This window comes from Providencia sp. PROV150 (assembly GCF_028481025.1).
Classification (GTDB): Bacteria; Pseudomonadota; Gammaproteobacteria; order Enterobacterales; family Enterobacteriaceae; genus Providencia; species Providencia hangzhouensis.
In genome coordinates this window covers 94,733-111,150 of record NZ_JAMPPJ010000030.1, presented here as the reverse complement: position 1 = coordinate 111,150, position 16,418 = coordinate 94,733, and the positions used below count along the sequence as shown (strand labels likewise).

Annotated in this window: 14 protein-coding genes; 11 read left to right on the top strand and 3 right to left on the bottom strand. The window is 40.3% G+C overall.

Going from position 1 to position 16,418, the window contains the following annotated elements; all coding sequences use genetic code 11:
* Positions 1–4: 4 nt before the first annotated feature.
* On the bottom strand, positions 5–2,527 hold the full coding sequence (mrcB, locus tag PSE83_RS18670; protein ID WP_004260488.1) for a bifunctional glycosyl transferase/transpeptidase: 2,523 nt from the start codon (positions 2,525–2,527) through the stop codon (positions 5–7).
* Between the two features lie 182 nt (positions 2,528–2,709).
* Positions 2,710–5,169 (bottom strand): ATP-dependent helicase HrpB, encoded by a 2,460-nt coding sequence (gene hrpB / locus PSE83_RS18665; protein ID WP_004260490.1) that lies wholly within the window; start codon positions 5,167–5,169, stop codon positions 2,710–2,712.
* Positions 5,170–5,269: 100 nt separating this feature from the next.
* Here hrpB and sfsA point away from each other — a divergent pair, with 100 nt between their 5' ends.
* The 7 genes from sfsA (at position 5,270) to panD (ending at position 11,575) form a co-directional block, all read left to right on the top strand.
* The gene (sfsA, locus tag PSE83_RS18660) at positions 5,270–5,980 is read left to right on the top strand and encodes a DNA/RNA nuclease SfsA (protein WP_004260493.1); all 711 of its coding nucleotides are present in this window, start codon (positions 5,270–5,272) and stop codon (positions 5,978–5,980) included.
* A gap of 195 nt (positions 5,981–6,175) precedes the next feature.
* Positions 6,176–6,631: an RNA polymerase-binding protein DksA gene (gene dksA / locus PSE83_RS18655; RefSeq protein WP_004260494.1), complete on the top strand. Its 456-nt coding sequence runs from the start codon at positions 6,176–6,178 to the stop codon at positions 6,629–6,631.
* Between the two features lie 728 nt (positions 6,632–7,359).
* Positions 7,360–8,706: a polynucleotide adenylyltransferase PcnB gene (gene pcnB / locus PSE83_RS18650; RefSeq protein ID WP_206077539.1), complete on the top strand. Its 1,347-nt coding sequence runs from the start codon at positions 7,360–7,362 to the stop codon at positions 8,704–8,706.
* A 17-nt stretch (positions 8,707–8,723) separates the two neighbouring features.
* On the top strand, positions 8,724–9,215 hold the full coding sequence (gene folK, locus PSE83_RS18645) for a 2-amino-4-hydroxy-6-hydroxymethyldihydropteridine diphosphokinase (protein ID WP_094960949.1): 492 nt from the start codon (positions 8,724–8,726) through the stop codon (positions 9,213–9,215).
* 57 nt (positions 9,216–9,272) lie between these two features.
* On the top strand, positions 9,273–10,064 hold the full coding sequence (panB, locus tag PSE83_RS18640; RefSeq protein WP_036958292.1) for a 3-methyl-2-oxobutanoate hydroxymethyltransferase: 792 nt from the start codon (positions 9,273–9,275) through the stop codon (positions 10,062–10,064).
* 30 nt (positions 10,065–10,094) lie between these two features.
* Positions 10,095–10,958 (top strand): pantoate--beta-alanine ligase, encoded by an 864-nt coding sequence (gene panC / locus PSE83_RS18635; protein ID WP_036958293.1) that lies wholly within the window; start codon positions 10,095–10,097, stop codon positions 10,956–10,958.
* 236 nt (positions 10,959–11,194) lie between these two features.
* Entirely contained in the window at positions 11,195–11,575 is a 381-nt protein-coding gene (gene panD, locus PSE83_RS18630) for an aspartate 1-decarboxylase (protein ID WP_036958294.1), read from the top strand.
* Positions 11,576–11,750: 175 nt separating this feature from the next.
* Here panD and can read toward each other — a convergent pair whose 3' ends face one another.
* Positions 11,751–12,425: a carbonate dehydratase gene (gene can / locus PSE83_RS18625; protein ID WP_004260515.1), complete on the bottom strand. Its 675-nt coding sequence runs from the start codon at positions 12,423–12,425 to the stop codon at positions 11,751–11,753.
* A 257-nt stretch (positions 12,426–12,682) separates the two neighbouring features.
* On the opposite strand from can, the gene PSE83_RS18620 reads away from it, so the two are divergent.
* From PSE83_RS18620 to PSE83_RS18605, 4 genes are all read left to right on the top strand, one after another.
* Positions 12,683–13,624, top strand: coding sequence for an ABC transporter ATP-binding protein (locus PSE83_RS18620; protein ID WP_004260518.1), 942 nt, complete (start codon positions 12,683–12,685; stop codon positions 13,622–13,624).
* Positions 13,621–14,391, top strand: coding sequence for an ABC transporter permease (locus PSE83_RS18615; RefSeq protein ID WP_004260522.1), 771 nt, complete (start codon positions 13,621–13,623; stop codon positions 14,389–14,391). Before PSE83_RS18620 ends, PSE83_RS18615 begins: the two co-directional genes overlap by 4 nt.
* 748 nt (positions 14,392–15,139) lie before the next feature.
* Positions 15,140–15,685: a fimbrial protein gene (locus PSE83_RS18610; protein ID WP_164564753.1), complete on the top strand. Its 546-nt coding sequence runs from the start codon at positions 15,140–15,142 to the stop codon at positions 15,683–15,685.
* A gap of 49 nt (positions 15,686–15,734) precedes the next feature.
* Positions 15,735–16,412 (top strand): fimbrial biogenesis chaperone, encoded by a 678-nt coding sequence (locus PSE83_RS18605; RefSeq protein WP_036958295.1) that lies wholly within the window; start codon positions 15,735–15,737, stop codon positions 16,410–16,412.
* Positions 16,413–16,418 lie beyond the last annotated feature (6 nt).

Sequence of the window (16,418 nt, the reverse complement as noted above, 5' to 3'; positions counted from 1 at the left end):
GAATTTAGGGGTTATTGCCAAACATATCCTTAACCCAATCCGGCGCATCATCTTGTTGCTCGCCATTATTACCATTTAAGTCCCAGACCGGGGCTTGCTCTTCTGACGCTTGGCATAACCCTTCTGGGTTATCTGTCCAAATCGGCAACATTCTACCGCCGCCGAAGTTTGAGCAACTTAATTGGCCGTCAGCAGTGACTTGCATATCAACAATGCCCTCTGGTGCACGGTTGATAAGTGCTAATGGCGCTTGGTTATCTAAGTAGCGTTGGTACACTTTCAGTGCGCCTGTCGCCCCTGTTAATTGTGTTGGACCGTTATTATCACGGCCAACCCACACAATCGCCACTTCTTTGCCATCAATACCTGCATACCAGCTATCGCGTAGATCGTTAGTTGTCCCTGTTTTACCGGCTAAATTATACTTGGCGTATTTGGTCAATAAGACTCTGCCCGTACCTTGTTTAACCACTTGCTGCATGCCATACAATGTGAGGTATGCCGCTTGGGAAGGTACTGCTCGCTCTGCAGATGGGTAGCTTTGGTAAATTTCATTGCCATCTCCATCAATAACAGAACGCAATGCAGATAATTTCGCACGATTACCGTCACCACCAATGGTTTGATAAACTTGAGCAACTTCCGCTGGTGTTAGGTTAACTGCACCTAATAACATCGCAGGAACTTTTTCCATGGCAGCCGCAGGAGCTCCTAAGCGTACAAAAGTATTAAACACTTGGTCTAAACCAACCTCTAGCCCTAAGTTTACCGTTGGGATATTTTGTGATTTTGCCAAAGCGTCAACTAACATCATACGGCCGTTGAAATTACGGCTGTAGTTTCTTGGGCTCCAGTTTTGATTCCCGACTTTTACTGTTAGTGGCTCATCTTTTAACCATGTATTTAAACGAAAACGGTCCGGTTCACTTAGTGCAGCGAGGTATACCGGAGGTTTTGCCAGAGAACCAATGCTGCGCCGTGCATTTAACGCACGATTAAACCCTGAATATTGGGGCTGAGAACCACCAACCATAGCGCGTACTTCGCCATTAATGCGGTCAACTACCACCATTGCACCTTCTATGTCATCTAATTTACGAGATTTACGTAAATCAGCGACACCATTCTCAACTGCATTTTCAGCCGCAGTTTGAGCCACAGGATCTAGAGTGGTAAAAATTTTCGCACCAGAGAGTTCTTTAACTTTATCGCCCAATTTTTCATTGAGTTCTGAACGAACCATTTGCATAAAGGCAGGTTGAGAAGCCACTAGCCCTTCTTTATTTTTCACACCGAGAGGCCTTGCGCTCAGTACCTGATACATTTCTTGGTCAATCACACCGCGTGTTTCCAAGATTTTCAGTACGATATTACGGCGTTTAATCGCATTTTGTGGCTTAGTCCAAGGGTTATACGTTGATGCCCCTTGCACCATGCCGACTAATAACGCCTGTTGATCAAAACTTAGTTCATTGATTGGACGACCAAAGTAATACAAGCTCGCTAATGGGAAACCACGAATTTCATCATTACCATTTTGGCCTAAAAAGACTTCGTTTAAATACAGCTCTAAAATGCGCTCTTTGCTGTAGTTGTAGTCCAGTAAAACCGCCATGTACGCTTCATTGGCTTTACGTTTTAATGTCCGTTCATTGGTCAAAAAGAGATTTTTGACTAACTGCTGAGTTAAGGTACTTCCCCCTTGAACAGAGCGTCCTGCACTTAAGTTAGCAACAACAGCACGGCCAATAGAGTACAAACTGACACCATCGTGCTCATAAAAGTTTCGATCTTCGGTTTCTAGTAAGATTTTAACTAAGGACTCAGGGAAATCAGATATCGGTAAAACTAACCGTTGCTCATTATTCGCCGACTGCATCATCGTGATCAGTTTCGGGTCCAAGCGGAAAAAGCCAAATGAGCGGCCGTTTTCCATATTTTCAATTTTGCTCAACGCGTTATTATCAAACACCATACGCGCGAGTATTTGCCCTTCTTTTTGATCAGGGAAATTGAACGGTCGGCGTAAGATTTCGATACTATTACCGCGTACTACAAATTCGCCCGATGTCGTTATTTTACTCACTTTACGGTATTGCATACCTTCAAGCAGGCGAACCATTTCAGCCTGGCTGTAGTCCATGCCCGGTTCAAGATTAACCATCCGGCCGTATACTGCGGCGGGTAAATCCCAAACCTTACCATCGAGACGTTCTTTAATTTGTTGGTTTAAATAAAAACCATATGCCGCGAGTAAAACAGCAAATACGATCATCAGTTTGACTAGCAGCCAAAACCAACGCCATTTACTTTTTACCTTCCGAGGCTTGTTCTTTTTTGAGCCTTTTTTAGCCATTTGCTCTTCTTCATCTTCATCATCGAGATATTGTTCATCAATATCATCATCTTCAAATAAATCTTCATCGTCATAGTCATCGCGGTCTCTACGGCGGCGAGATGAAGACTGTTTTTTCCCAGCAGTTTTTTTATTACGTCTGCCGATCGGTTCAAAATCTTTACCTGACATGGTCACTCCATATCACATGACAAAATAACTTAATAACTCACTAGTTACGCCAGTTTAGTGGTTAATTTTGGCTCATAACCTCAGAGATTTCACCAAAGAAAGCTCTTAATTACATTTCCTTACTCAGGTTAACGCATCGATAGCCTGAATGAGGAAACCCGCTATTAGAGCACAAAAATAGGTTATTTCGCACCCATCATCGCTTTTTTTGTTTGTCTCGTTGGCGCAGTATTTGCAGGGTCATCCGGCCATAAATGCTTTGGATAACGCCCTTTCATCTCTTTTTGTATCTCTTTATAGCTGCCCTGCCAAAATACGCCAAGGTCTTGTGTAATCTGCAATGGCCGCATCGCAGGAGAAAGCAAAGAGAGCGTAATAGGAATTTTCCCTTGTGCTACTGTCGGGTTCGCTTTTTCCCCGTACATCTCTTGCATACGAATAGCTATCACTGGTGGCTTATCTAACGAATAGTGAATACTTACATCATGTAAAGATGGCGCTCGATAGGTCTTCGGAAACATACTTTCTAACCACTGTTGCTGCTGCCAATCTAATCGATTGATTAATAAAGAGGCTAAATCAATCTGCTGTAGTTTTTGCTTATTTGTTATGCCATCAAGATAAGGTTCAAGCCATTCATCTAACGAATCTAATAGCGCTATATCATCAAAATCAGGAAAAGCAATATCAGGAAAATGCCGCTTAGCTAGCATGCAGCGAATACACAATTGCAAAGCATCTTCCTGCCAATTTAACTGCTGCAAGCCATTTTGCTTCAACCAATAAACCAGCGCTTGGCAAATCTCAGCCTTATCAGGGTTGCTCAAACGTTCTGATTTCACTACTAATTGGCCACATTGCAAGCGTTTCCAAGCTAATAAGGTCCCTTTTTGTTCATCCCATTCGACCGTTTCTTGAGTGTTAAATAAAGATGGGCAATCTGCTTGTAATCTGTCAATTTCAATAGGATAAGCCAAGGAAATACGCGCATCCGCCATATTTTCGGGTTGCCATAAAGACACCACCATTAACCACGACTCTCCCATTAGCCTATCCGATTCACCCAATATTGCCCCCAAACCACTCGCTAATTGATAGCGATGTTGGTTATCTCGAGATTTCGCAATGCGATCGGGATAACCCACAGCTAACAACGTTGGTAACCACTCACTAATTAGCGCATCTTGCTGACCAATGGTACTCAACACTTTTTGTTCGCAAAGCGCTGATGCTCTCTTGCACCACCCCTCAGTTGGCCTTTCTATATAATAACGAAGATCCGCATCTTGTTGACGAGGAGGTTCCTCGATAATCGCCACCAGCAACGCAGCTAATTGAATAACATGCTGATTTTGGGTTTGTTGTGCCTTACATAGTATTGCCGCTGTTCGCACTGAACTGCCTAACACCGCCATCTGCTGCCCAAAAGGCGTTAACTTACCAGCCACATCAATGGCACCTAATTGATTAAGTAAATTTTTTGCCGCAGATATCGCAGGTTTCGGGGGTAAAGTCAGCCAATTCAGCTGTGCCACGTCGTGACAACCCCACTGTAATAAAGATAACCATAAGTTGCTTAGGTCACTTTGTGCAATTTCAGCCTCGCTAAATTGAGCCGCACGTTCAGCTTGCTCTTCACTAAATAAGTGCCAACAAACACCTGCTTCTAAACGGCCTGCTCGACCGGCTCGCTGCGCCATCGATGCTTGGCTGATTCGCTGTTTAATGAGCTTTGTCAGTCCTGTTCGTGGGTTGAACTGACCCACACGTTCAAAACCACTGTCCATCACAAGGCGGATCCCTTCAATCGTTAAACTGGTTTCCGCAATATTGGTGGCTAATACGACCTTTCGCATTCTTTCTGGTGCCAGCTGTATCGCCTGTTGCTGAGCCTGTAGAGATAATGCTCCGTATAAAGGACATAAAAGTATGTCCTCACTTACCATCGAAGCGAGTTCTACTCTTACTTTCTCGATTTCCCCCATACCTGGAAGAAATAATAATAAAGACCCGTGCTCTTGTTGCAATAACTGCCAAGCCGCTAGTGCTACTTCTTTATGAAAGAGTTTATTTGGGTTAATAGGATGATATTCACGTATTACGGGGAACGTGCGCCCTTGTGAAGTGATAACTGGAGCATCAGGAAACAACTGATTCAGCCCTTGATTATCCAATGTCGCTGACATTAATAAAATACGTAAATCTTCACGTAAGGCTTGCTGTGAATCAATTAACAAAGCGAGACCTAAGTCTGCCTGTAAATTTCGTTCATGAAACTCATCTAAAATGACTAAGCCAACCCCTTCAAGCATTGGGTCATTTTGCAGTAAGCGGGTCAGTACGCCTTCTGTCACGACTTCAAGACGCGTGTGGCGACTAACTCTAGTTTCAGATCGCATGCGTAAACCAATGGTATGACCGATATCTTCACCAAGTTGCTGTGCGAGGCGAGCCGCTACTGAACGTGCCGCTAAGCGACGGGGTTCCAACATAATAACCCGCCCATCAATAACCCCACTTTTTAATATTTCTAACGGTAAAACCGTTGATTTACCTGCACCTGTAGGTGCATGAAGCAAAACTTGAGGTGAAGCGACTAACGCGGTAAGTATGTCCTCACAAACTTCGAATATCGGTAACACTGAGGTTATCACTCCATGTATTTAACTTTTACTGTCAGACATTGTAGCATTAGCCTCTTTTGCCAGTAAGCATATTACCGACAACGATAGCGGAGATCCCATGGAATTTGAACCCGCCTTACAACCAGCTACTTTAATTAAACGTTACAAGCGCTTTTTGGCTGATGTTACTTTACCGAGCGGCGAAGAAATTACAATTCACTGTGCGAATACAGGCGCTATGACAGGTTGTGCTACCCCTGGTGATACCATTTGGTATTCGACGTCCAATAATACAAAACGCAAGTATCCGTATAGTTGGGAGTTAACCCAAACCACAAATGGCCACTTTATTTGCATTAATACCCTTCGTGCGAACCAATTAGTTGCACAAGCCTTAGCCGAAAAACACATTCCAGAATTATCCGAATACAGCGTAATAAAGCCTGAAGTTAAATATGGCACAGAAAATAGCCGAATCGATTTCTATCTCACGCAAAATGGATTACCAGATTGCTTTATCGAAGTAAAATCAGTAACTTTACTAGAAAATAATCAGGGGTTCTTTCCTGATGCAGTGACACTTAGAGGCCAAAAACATTTAAGAGAGCTCATGCATATTGCGAAAGAAGGAAAAAGAGCCATACTATTGTTTGTTGCTTTACACACAGGTATTCACGTAGCATCTGCAGCGGCACATATTGATAAACAATATGCGCTCTTATTGGAGGAAGCGAGACAAAGTGGTGTTGAAGTACTTTGTTATCAAGCTGATATAACTGTTCAACAAATGGTGTTAAGTAAGCAGATTCACTTTAACTCTATTAAATAAAGTTTTTTTAACCGTTTTTTATACGAGGCCGCAGAGTTCTGGGCGCTAAAAAGGGAATAAACACGCTCGCCCTCACAGCATTACAAAACTCATTGCAGGAACGATTGCCAAGAGCGCAGTCTTCTGCTATTTATAGCGACCTTAATTTTTCCCCCTTGGGGTTTTTGTAAAATTTGCGTGTGTAGGAGAAGCATTATGCAAGAAGGGCAAAAACGTAAGACATCGTCCTTAAGCATTCTCGCCATTGCTGGGGTTGAACCCTATCATGAAAAAGCTGGCGAAGAGTACATGAACGAGGCCCAGTTGGCGCATTTTAAGCTCATTCTCGAAGCATGGCGCAATCAACTCAGAGATGAAGTGGACCGGACTGTTACTCATATGCAAGATGAGGCAGCTAACTTTCCAGACCCCGTTGATAGAGCCGCTCAGGAAGAAGAATTCAGCCTTGAATTACGTAACCGGGACCGTGAACGTAAACTGATTAAGAAAATCGAAAAAACGCTGAAAAAAGTTGAAGATGACGACTTTGGCTATTGTGAATCATGTGGTGTAGAAATTGGTATCCGCCGTTTGGAAGCCCGTCCTACCGCTGATTTATGTATCGACTGTAAAACATTAGCTGAAATTCGCGAAAAGCAAATGGCTGGCTAGTGTCTATATGGAGTCCTGAACGGCGCATATTACTGCGCCGTTACAAGGGAACTCTACATCCTGTTATGTTCAGCTCAGAGCTTATTCCTTGCGTTAGCTATCACATAAAATCTATCCTTCCCGCATCTTTTTGCCAATTAGTTGGCGATAACGTCCTATCGTGCTCTTTTAAGTAAGATAAACATTTACTTTCACGTAATTTTTACGGAGATAGATTAGGCTGTTATTTAACCCCATAGTTTGAAGTTGAATAATCCTCTAACAACAAAAAAGCGCTTAAAATAAGGCTTCTAAACCTATACTTCTATAGTGAGATCGCTTTTTGAGCTATTATTTTGCGTAAATTTTATTGGTAACGTTTATAATTAGAGATGACTTTTATTCGTTTAACCATTCTCAAAGAAACTTCTGTGAGCTATGATTAGCCGCTTATTTTTGTTTAATGAATATTGGTAATGACATCGAGGTGTACTATTTTTAACCGAGTAGCAAATTTCTGCCGTAATATTTTATCTCGCAATACAGACGCATCCCCTGAAGATGTAGAACAACATCGTGATACTTCGCGAGATATACAGGCAGCCGGTAAAAGGCCAGTCACTCATTCTGCTCATGCGCAAACCGCATCTAAAGAGCAGAACACCGCTCAACCCCATAAAACAACCCATATTAAAAAAACGGTTCGTCAATCTCAACGTGCCGATTCAACACCTGAGAAGCGCCCTACAATGACAACCGTAAACGACGAAAACATTACTGTTATCCCGCGTTCCGAACACCCTATTTCGCGTAGTGATATTAGTGACAATGCATTAAAAGTACTGTATCGCTTAAATAAAAGTGGCTTTGAAGCCTACTTAGTGGGGGGTGGTGTGCGTGATTTGCTTTTAGGCCAAAAGCCTAAAGACTTCGATATAACTACGAACGCAACACCTGAGCAGATCCGCAAATTATTTCGTAATTGCCGTCTAGTTGGTCGTCGTTTCCGTCTAGCCCATATTATGTTTGGCCCCGAAATTATTGAAGTTGCAACTTTCCGTGGTCACCATGACCAAAATGTGTCAGATGACAAAAACTTATCTGCACAAGCGCAAAACGGTATGTTGTTACGCGACAACATCTTTGGTTCTATTGAGGAAGATGCGATTCGTCGGGACTTCACCGTTAATAGCCTATATTACAATATTGAAGACTTCACATTACGTGACTACGTTAATGGTTTGAAAGACCTCAAAGCTGGCGTTATTCGTTTAATTGGTGACCCTGAAACGCGCTATCGTGAAGACCCAGTCAGAATGCTAAGAGCGGTACGTTTTGCCTGCAAATTAAATATGAGCATCGAGCCGAAAACCGCAGAGCCAATTTACCAACTCGCTCATTTATTGAGAGAAATTCCATCTGCTCGGTTATTTGAAGAATCTCTCAAATTACTCCAAGCAGGCCAAGGTTACGCGACTTATAAAATGCTCAAAAAATATGGTTTGTTTGAGCAACTTTTCCCTGTTGTCGCAAGCCGATTTACTGATAACAGTGATTCGCCAATGGAAAAAATCATTGAGCAAGTCCTTAAAAATACTGACTTCAGACTAAAAAATGATAAGCGTGTTAACCCTGCTTTTTTATTTGCTGTTATGTTATGGTACCCAGTTACTGAGCATGCTGAGAAGCTATCTCAAGAAGGCGGGTTGGCCTATTACGACGCCTTTGCGCTGGCAATGAATGATATTTTAGATGAACAGTGCCGCTCAATTGCGATCCCAAAACGCATTACAACCACTATGCGTGATATTTGGTTATTGCAATTACGCTTACCTCGCCGCCAAGGTCGTCGCGCAAATAAACTCATGGAGCACCCAAAATTCCGTGCAGCGTTTGATTTATTAGAATTAAGAGCCAATGTTGAGCACCGCAACGAGTTACAAGAGTTAGCGTTATGGTGGACTGATTTTCAACAAGCGAATAATATCAAACAGCGTGAAATGATTTCGGAATTAGGTAGTGCCCCTACTCGCCGCCGCCATCGCCCACGTTCATCACAAGGTGGAACCGGCGCGCGCCGGCCGAATAAGTCATAATAGATAGAGAGAATACAATGGAACAAGTCTATATTGCTGTAGGAAGTAACCTTGGTGAGCCGCTGCTACAGGCACAGCAAGCTATTGCAGCATTAGATGCTATTCCTAATAGCCGCGTTGTTTCTACCTCTTCTGTTTATCGAACCAAACCATTAGGCCCACAGGACCAGCCAGATTTTTTGAATCTGGCTGTGCTACTAGAAACAAGCCTTGAGCCTGAAGTTCTTCTTAACCATACACAAAAAATCGAACTTGAGCTTGGCCGTGTACGCAAAGAGGAACGTTGGGGGCCACGAACGCTTGACCTCGATATCATGCTTTTTGGTAACCGTATCATCAATACTGAACGGTTAATCGTTCCACATTATGGGCTAAAAGAGCGTGAGTTTATGTTGTATCCGCTTAGCGAAATCGCCCCTTCCCTTGTTTTTCCTGATGGCGAAAAGCTTTCAGAAAGACTCACACAAGTCCCTCGAAATGGCCTAACGTTTTGGGATATTCCAGCCTAAAATGTTCAACCTCTTATGAGGTATGGTGCAGGGAGATCATTTCCGGAGGTTATTATAATGAAACCAATTTCTCTGGCTGATTTATGTCAGTTTAAAAAAGACAAACACAAATTTGCAACCATGACAGCCTATGACTCAAGCTTTGCTCAATTATTTTATGAGCAAGGTATTCAGGTGATGCTCGTTGGAGACTCACTGGGAATGACGATCCAAGGTGAATCATCTACTTTACCTGTGACTGTCGAGCAAATTGCTTACCACACCCGATGCGTTCGCAAAGGTGCACCAAACGCCTTCATTATTGCAGATATGCCATTCATGAGTTACGCCACACCAGAACAAGCTTGTTCTAATGCAGCAATTTTGATGCAAGCGGGTGCAAACATGGTGAAAATTGAGGGTGGCAGCTGGTTATGTGATACCGTAAAAATGCTAGGAGAACGCTCTGTTCCTGTGTGTGGTCATCTCGGTTTAACACCTCAAGCAGTAAACGTTCTTGGCGGTTATAAAGTCCAAGGACGCGATGAGGTCACGGCAAATCAATTACTCAAAGATGCGATTGCATTAGAAAATGCAGGTATCCAATTATTAGTTCTCGAATGTGTTCCAACTGCCTTAGCAAGTCATGTTTCTGAAGAACTGCTATTACCGGTGATTGGTATTGGCGCAGGAAATGGAACTGATGGACAAATCCTTGTTATGCATGATGCACTGGGTATTACCGCACGAGCGCCTAAATTTGCTAAAAACTTTTTAGCTCAAGCAGGCAACCTTCATGATGCTATTCGTATGTATATCCAAGAAGTAGAAGATGGCATTTACCCAAGTGAAGCACATTCTTTTTCTTAATTGATGCCAGTAATTATAAGGAACACACGTATGCTTATCGTTGAAACGGCACTTATCTTACGCCGTGAAATTCGTCGTTGGAAACAAGAAGGTAAACGTATTGCACTTGTCCCAACGATGGGTAATTTACACGATGGTCACTTAACACTCATTGACCAAGCGAAAAAACAGGCTGATATTGTGATTGCCAGTGTATTCGTGAACCCTATGCAATTTGATAGGCAATCTGATTTAGCCAATTACCCACGAACTTTGCAAGAAGATTGCGAAAAATTAAAGCGTCGTGATATCAATTTAGTTTTTGCCCCTTCCCCGCAAGAATTCTACCCAGAAGGGATGGAAAAACAGACTTTTGTTGAAGTTCCTGAGTTATCGACCATGTTAGAAGGCGCAAGCCGTCCCGGTCATTTTAGAGGTGTCGCAACGGTTATCACTAAGCTATTCAACTTAGTTCAGCCAGATATTGCCTTGTTTGGTGAAAAAGATTACCAACAGTTGCAATTAATTCGCAAATTAGTTTCTGACTTATCATTTGATACTCAAATTGTTAGTGTCCCAACGGTTAGAGCTAAAAATGGCCTAGCACTGAGTTCACGTAACAATAATTTGTCAGCAGAAGAGCTAAAAATAGCGCCTAAGCTGTATCAAATTATGCAACAAGCGGGTGAAAAATTAGTGGCTGAACCTAGCGCATCTGAGGTTATTATTGAAGAGATGAATAATAGCTTACGTGAAGCCAGTTTTACTCCTGATGAGCTATTTATTCGCGATGCAGAGACGTTGTTACCACTTGGTGATTCCAGTAAACGTGCGGTTATTTTAATGGCGGCATGGTTAGGTCAAACGCGTCTTATTGACAATTTACAAGTTGACCTGCAACGCGATATTGCATAAAACAATAAGACTTATAACACTATCACAGCAACCATCTTGCTGCGTTGCTAAGCCTGTTGCGACTTATATACACGTAGTCAACAACGCTGCAGTTTTGAAGGCATTATGATTTTATTCAAAGTCATTCAGATTGCAGCTAGTCGGCAAGTAAGTGAGTCCCTAGGAGCATACATAAGTATGTGACTAGGGCGAACGCACGTAGTCAACAACGCTGCAATTTGAAGGACGAAGAAGAAATGTTAAGAAGAATGTTACAAGGCAAACTCCATCGCGTCACAGTCACACAGGCAGACCTACACTACGAAGGGTCATGTGCGATTGATCAGAACTTCATGGATGCTGCTGGGATCCTTGAATATGAAGCCATTGATATCTATAACGTCGATAATGGTGAGCGTTTTTCAACCTACGCGATTTCTGGTGAGCGCGGTTCAAAAATTATCTCAGTTAATGGTGCTGCTGCACGCCGTGCCGCGGTAGGCGATAAACTCATCATTTGTTCATATGTACAAATTGACGATGAAGATGCGCGCACGCATAAACCGAAGGTTGCTTATTTTGATGAAAACAATGTCATGAGCAGGGTGGCTAAAGCGGTGCCTGTACAAGTCGCTTAATATAAGAAAGCACCATTCTATAGCGCTTGAGATTGTTGATAAAGCGGGATAAATACCTATTTTTCCCGCTTTGTTTTATCAGCCCAAAATCAATAAGTTGGTTTTTTGGGGTTTACTTTAAAACTTGCTCTAATTGCTGATGACATAATAGGTTTACCAGCAATCAGAGGGCAATTTAGCAATCCTTTTTACTTAAATTATTTTTTTGCGTTAATGTCGCAATTGCTTCACGGTAACAAAGTTCAAGTTTTTCTCTGCTATCCGCCGTAATATGAAGGTCTTGCAATCGGCCATTGTTAATACCGTAGACCCAGCCGTGGATCATGACTTTTTGACCGCGTTTCCACGCTGATTGCATAATGGTAGAGTGGCCTAAATTATAAACTTGTTCCACAACATTTAGTTCACATAAACGGTTAAGTCGCTCGCAAGGTTTTAATTCACCTAACATAGAGCTGTGTCTGTACCAAATATCACGTATGTGTAATAACCAATTATTGATTAAGCCGAGTTCGGTATTATCAACAGCCGCTTCAATACCACCACAACCATAGTGACCACAAATAATGATGTGCTCAACTTGTAAGACATCAACGGCATATTGAATAACAGATAAACAATTAAGATCCGTGTGGATAACTAAATTAGCAACATTACGGTGAACAAAAAGATCGCCAGGTGCTGCGTTAATTAGCTTTTCTGCAGGTACTCGACTGTCTGAGCAGCCTATCCATAAGAATCTTGGCTTTTGCGCTTTTGATAATTCTTTGAAGAATTCAGGATCTTGCTCTTTTACTGATGCTGACCATGCTTCATTGTTAGCAAACAGTTCTTCTATTTTTCTCATCATGACTTATAGCCTAATTGTGTTACTTTGCGATAAAATCTTATACAGCATTTATTGATTAATTAATAATTAGTTATACTAATTTTAATGCCCTTATGATGAACCTCTCCTTTAGACAAAACAACCCTAAATTAGTAACATATTGAATTATCTTAGATAAATTAATTATCTCTTTTCTGCATAACATAGGACAGAAAAAAGTGGCATCATTAGGATATATTGCCGCCAAACTATCTTAAGAATAAAGGTTTTTTTTACATATGACATATGCACTTGAATTATCGCAGTTAACCAAAACCTACCCCGGTGGTGTAAGAGCCTTGCGAGGAATCGACTTAAGCGTTGAAGATGGCGATTTTTATGCTTTGCTAGGACCAAATGGTGCAGGTAAATCAACTACAATCGGGATTATCAGCTCATTAGTGAATAAAACGAGTGGGAGTGTAAAAGTTTTTGGTTATGATTTAGAAAAGCAAGTTGTACAAGCAAAACAACAACTTGGTTTAGTGCCTCAAGAATTCAATTTCAACCCTTTTGAGACAGTACTACAAATCGTCCTTAACCAAGCGGGTTACTATGGAGTCACTCGTTCAGTTGCTGTAGAACGTGCCGAACAGTATCTGACTCAACTTGATTTATGGGAAAAACGCAATGAGCGTGCCCGCAATCTATCAGGTGGAATGAAACGCCGTTTAATGATTGCTCGTGCTTTAATGCACCAACCAAAATTATTAATACTCGATGAGCCAACAGCAGGAGTGGATATCGAGTTACGTCGTTCTATGTGGACATTTTTGAAGAATCTAAACGCTCAAGGGACGACAATCATTTTAACAACTCACTATTTAGAAGAAGCTGAAATGCTGTGCCGTAATATTGGTATTATTCAACATGGTGAGCTAGTTGAAAATACAAGTATGAAACAACTACTTAGCCAACTAGAGTCAGAAACTTTTATTTTTGATCTAATGCCAAAAAGTCCTGTTCCTCAATTATTAGGGTATGAATCTCGTTTGATAGACACATCAACACTTGAAGTGGACGTAAAAAGAGAGCAAGGCCTAAATAGTGTTTTTAGCCAATTCAGCGAGCAAGGTGTACAAATTTTAAGTATGCGTAATAAAGCGAACCGTTTGGAAGAGTTATTTGTTAATTTAGTCAAAAAAGAAAGCCATGCGGCCGAGAAGGAGATTGTAAAATGATCTCATTGTACTGGGTAGCATTAAAAACTATTTGGATAAAAGAAGTCACTCGATTTGGTCGTATCTGGGTACAAACCTTATTACCACCAGTCATTACAATGTCACTATACTTTGTCATTTTTGGTAATTTAATTGGCTCAAGAATTGGTGATATGGGTGGTGTGGACTATATGCAATTTATAGTTCCGGGGTTAATCATGATGGCAGTTATCACTAACTCTTACTCTAATGTCTGCTCTTCATTTTTTGGTTCTAAATTTCAAAAGAATATTGAAGAGTTGCTGGTTGCACCTGTTCCAACACACATAATTATTGCTGGTTTTGTTGGTGGAGGTGTTGCTCGTGGGATCCTAGTTGGTTTTTTAGTCACGTTAGTGTCACTATTTTTTATTCCACTACAAGTCCATTCATGGGTTATGGTTGTAGTAACCTTGTTGCTAACCGCTATTGTATTTTCACTTGCTGGGCTATTAAATGCAATTTTTGCTAAGACGTTTGATGATATCAGTATCGTTCCTACTTTTGTCCTAACACCGTTAACTTATTTAGGTGGTGTCTTTTATTCGCTATCCTTATTACCGCCAGTTTGGCAGGCTATATCTAAATTAAACCCTATCGTGTATATGATTAGTGGATTTAGATATGGATTCCTAGGTATTGCAGATGTATCAATCGCAATTACTCTTGGTGTACTGATGATTTTCTTGATAGTTTTTTATTTACTAACTTGGTATTTGATTGAACAAGGTAGAGGGTTACGCAGTTAATTTAGCCTAGATTATAAATAATAAAAAGGTCATATCTATCGTTGTCATTCAGCTAATTAGATATGGCCTTTTATTTTTAAGTAAAATCACTTAATCAAGCAAAGAATATTCTCGATAAAAAATCAAAACTAAAGTAAATTTAATAAAAAATTATATATTAAAGAGAGTTTACTACCCCTTTAATTTAAACCATAAATAGTTTCTTATTGAAAAAATTAAAATTCATGGTCTTATCATTCATTTTATTTACCTGGAAAAGGTAAAAATAAAAAGGTGATTTTATAGCACTGCCAGATCATATCTTATGAGTTCTTACATCTCCCCTACAGCAAATAAGCTTTAAACACCTTAAATACCAACTTTGGAAATTTTTAATACCACTCACCCCGTATAATAAGAATATTAGCCTGCATATATCCGTTAAATTATATTTCAAACGAAATACAATGTTACAGTTACTTAAATAATATTTAAATTTAATTTTAATATGGTTGTTATCGTTAACAATTAAGAAAATGTCAATTTATTGGATTATTCATCTATATTATTAACTTAAAAGTGTTATCTCAAGGTTAAACATCGCAATCTAAGTAAAATACTTAAAATTACTCGTTTAATGGATTTACTTTAAAAACACTAATATAATTTTGATGTGTGAAATATATGGGATAATAGTTATTAAAAAATAACTTAGTCATCTAACCTGAATATAATTAATGATTCTTTACTAGATAGATAAGAGGTTCCTATGATTTTTAAAAAGTCAGTATTAATGGCATCAATTATTATGGTTTCATTATCAAGTGTGGCATATGCTGCAATTGATAGCGGTAATGCTAAAGGCACCATAAACTTCAAAGGTCAATTTATTGATACGACTTGTACTATTGAAGTTAATAATACAAACAAAAATGAAGGTGTAGTGCAACTTGGCACTTGGATGACTAACACCTTCGATAAAGTCGGTGAATTAACTGATGCAGTTCCTTTAACAATAGGCTTGAGTGGCTGCCCTGCAACATTAGCACGTGCTCGCGTCACCTTCGGAGGAACCGCACACCCAGATAACAACCAATTATATGCTGTCAATGAGGCTGAAGGTGTTGGTATTGGTATTTCTGGTGATGTTAACGGAACAAATTTCTATACTCCAGACACAGAAGCTGATGGTATTGATTTGAAAGGTAATAGTGGCGAAAAAACATATTATGCGCGTTACGTTACAACCGCAAATGAAGTTACTGCTGGTAAAGCAAACGCTGACGTTACTGTCACTATTCAATATAACCAATAGTTCACTGAATTAAGGGAACATCCGTTCCCTCTTTTTATAGGGGAAAATTTTGAAAAAGCATCTCATTTCATTAGCGCTTTTATTTATGACGACTCTTAATGCAAACGCCAGTGTTATTTTAGGTGGCACTCGTGTTATTTATGAAGGCAATAAGAAAGAAGCTTCAATTTCAGTGAGAAATGATGACAAAACACCTTATCTTGTACAATCTTGGGTCAATAATTTTAATAATAATGATAAGCAAAAAGTACCGTTTACTGTAACTCCTCCACTTTTTCGCATTGAACCTGAATCAGCCAATGCTATTCGAATTGTTTTAACAGATTCTCAGTTACCCTCTGATAAAGAATCAGTTTATTGGCTAAATGTTAAATCAATTCCACCATCAGACCCAAATGCAACAAATAATTTAACGATTTCAATTAATAACAAGATTAAATTATTTTATCGCCCTGCAGATTTACCAACAGCAGAAGCATTAATTGCGTATGAAAAATTAACCTTTAAAAAACAAGGAAACTATTTAAAAGCAAATAATCCAACGCCTTATTATGTTTCATTCGGGGAGTTGAAGGTTGGTAATAAAGAAATTGCAGAACCAGGCATGGTCCCTCCTCTGGGCGAAGCGTCATGGAATATTTCGGGAACTCAAGCAAACCAAGTTACTTGGAGTGCAATTAATGACCATGGAACGATAACGAAAGCGAAAACTCAGACATTAAAATAATCAGTT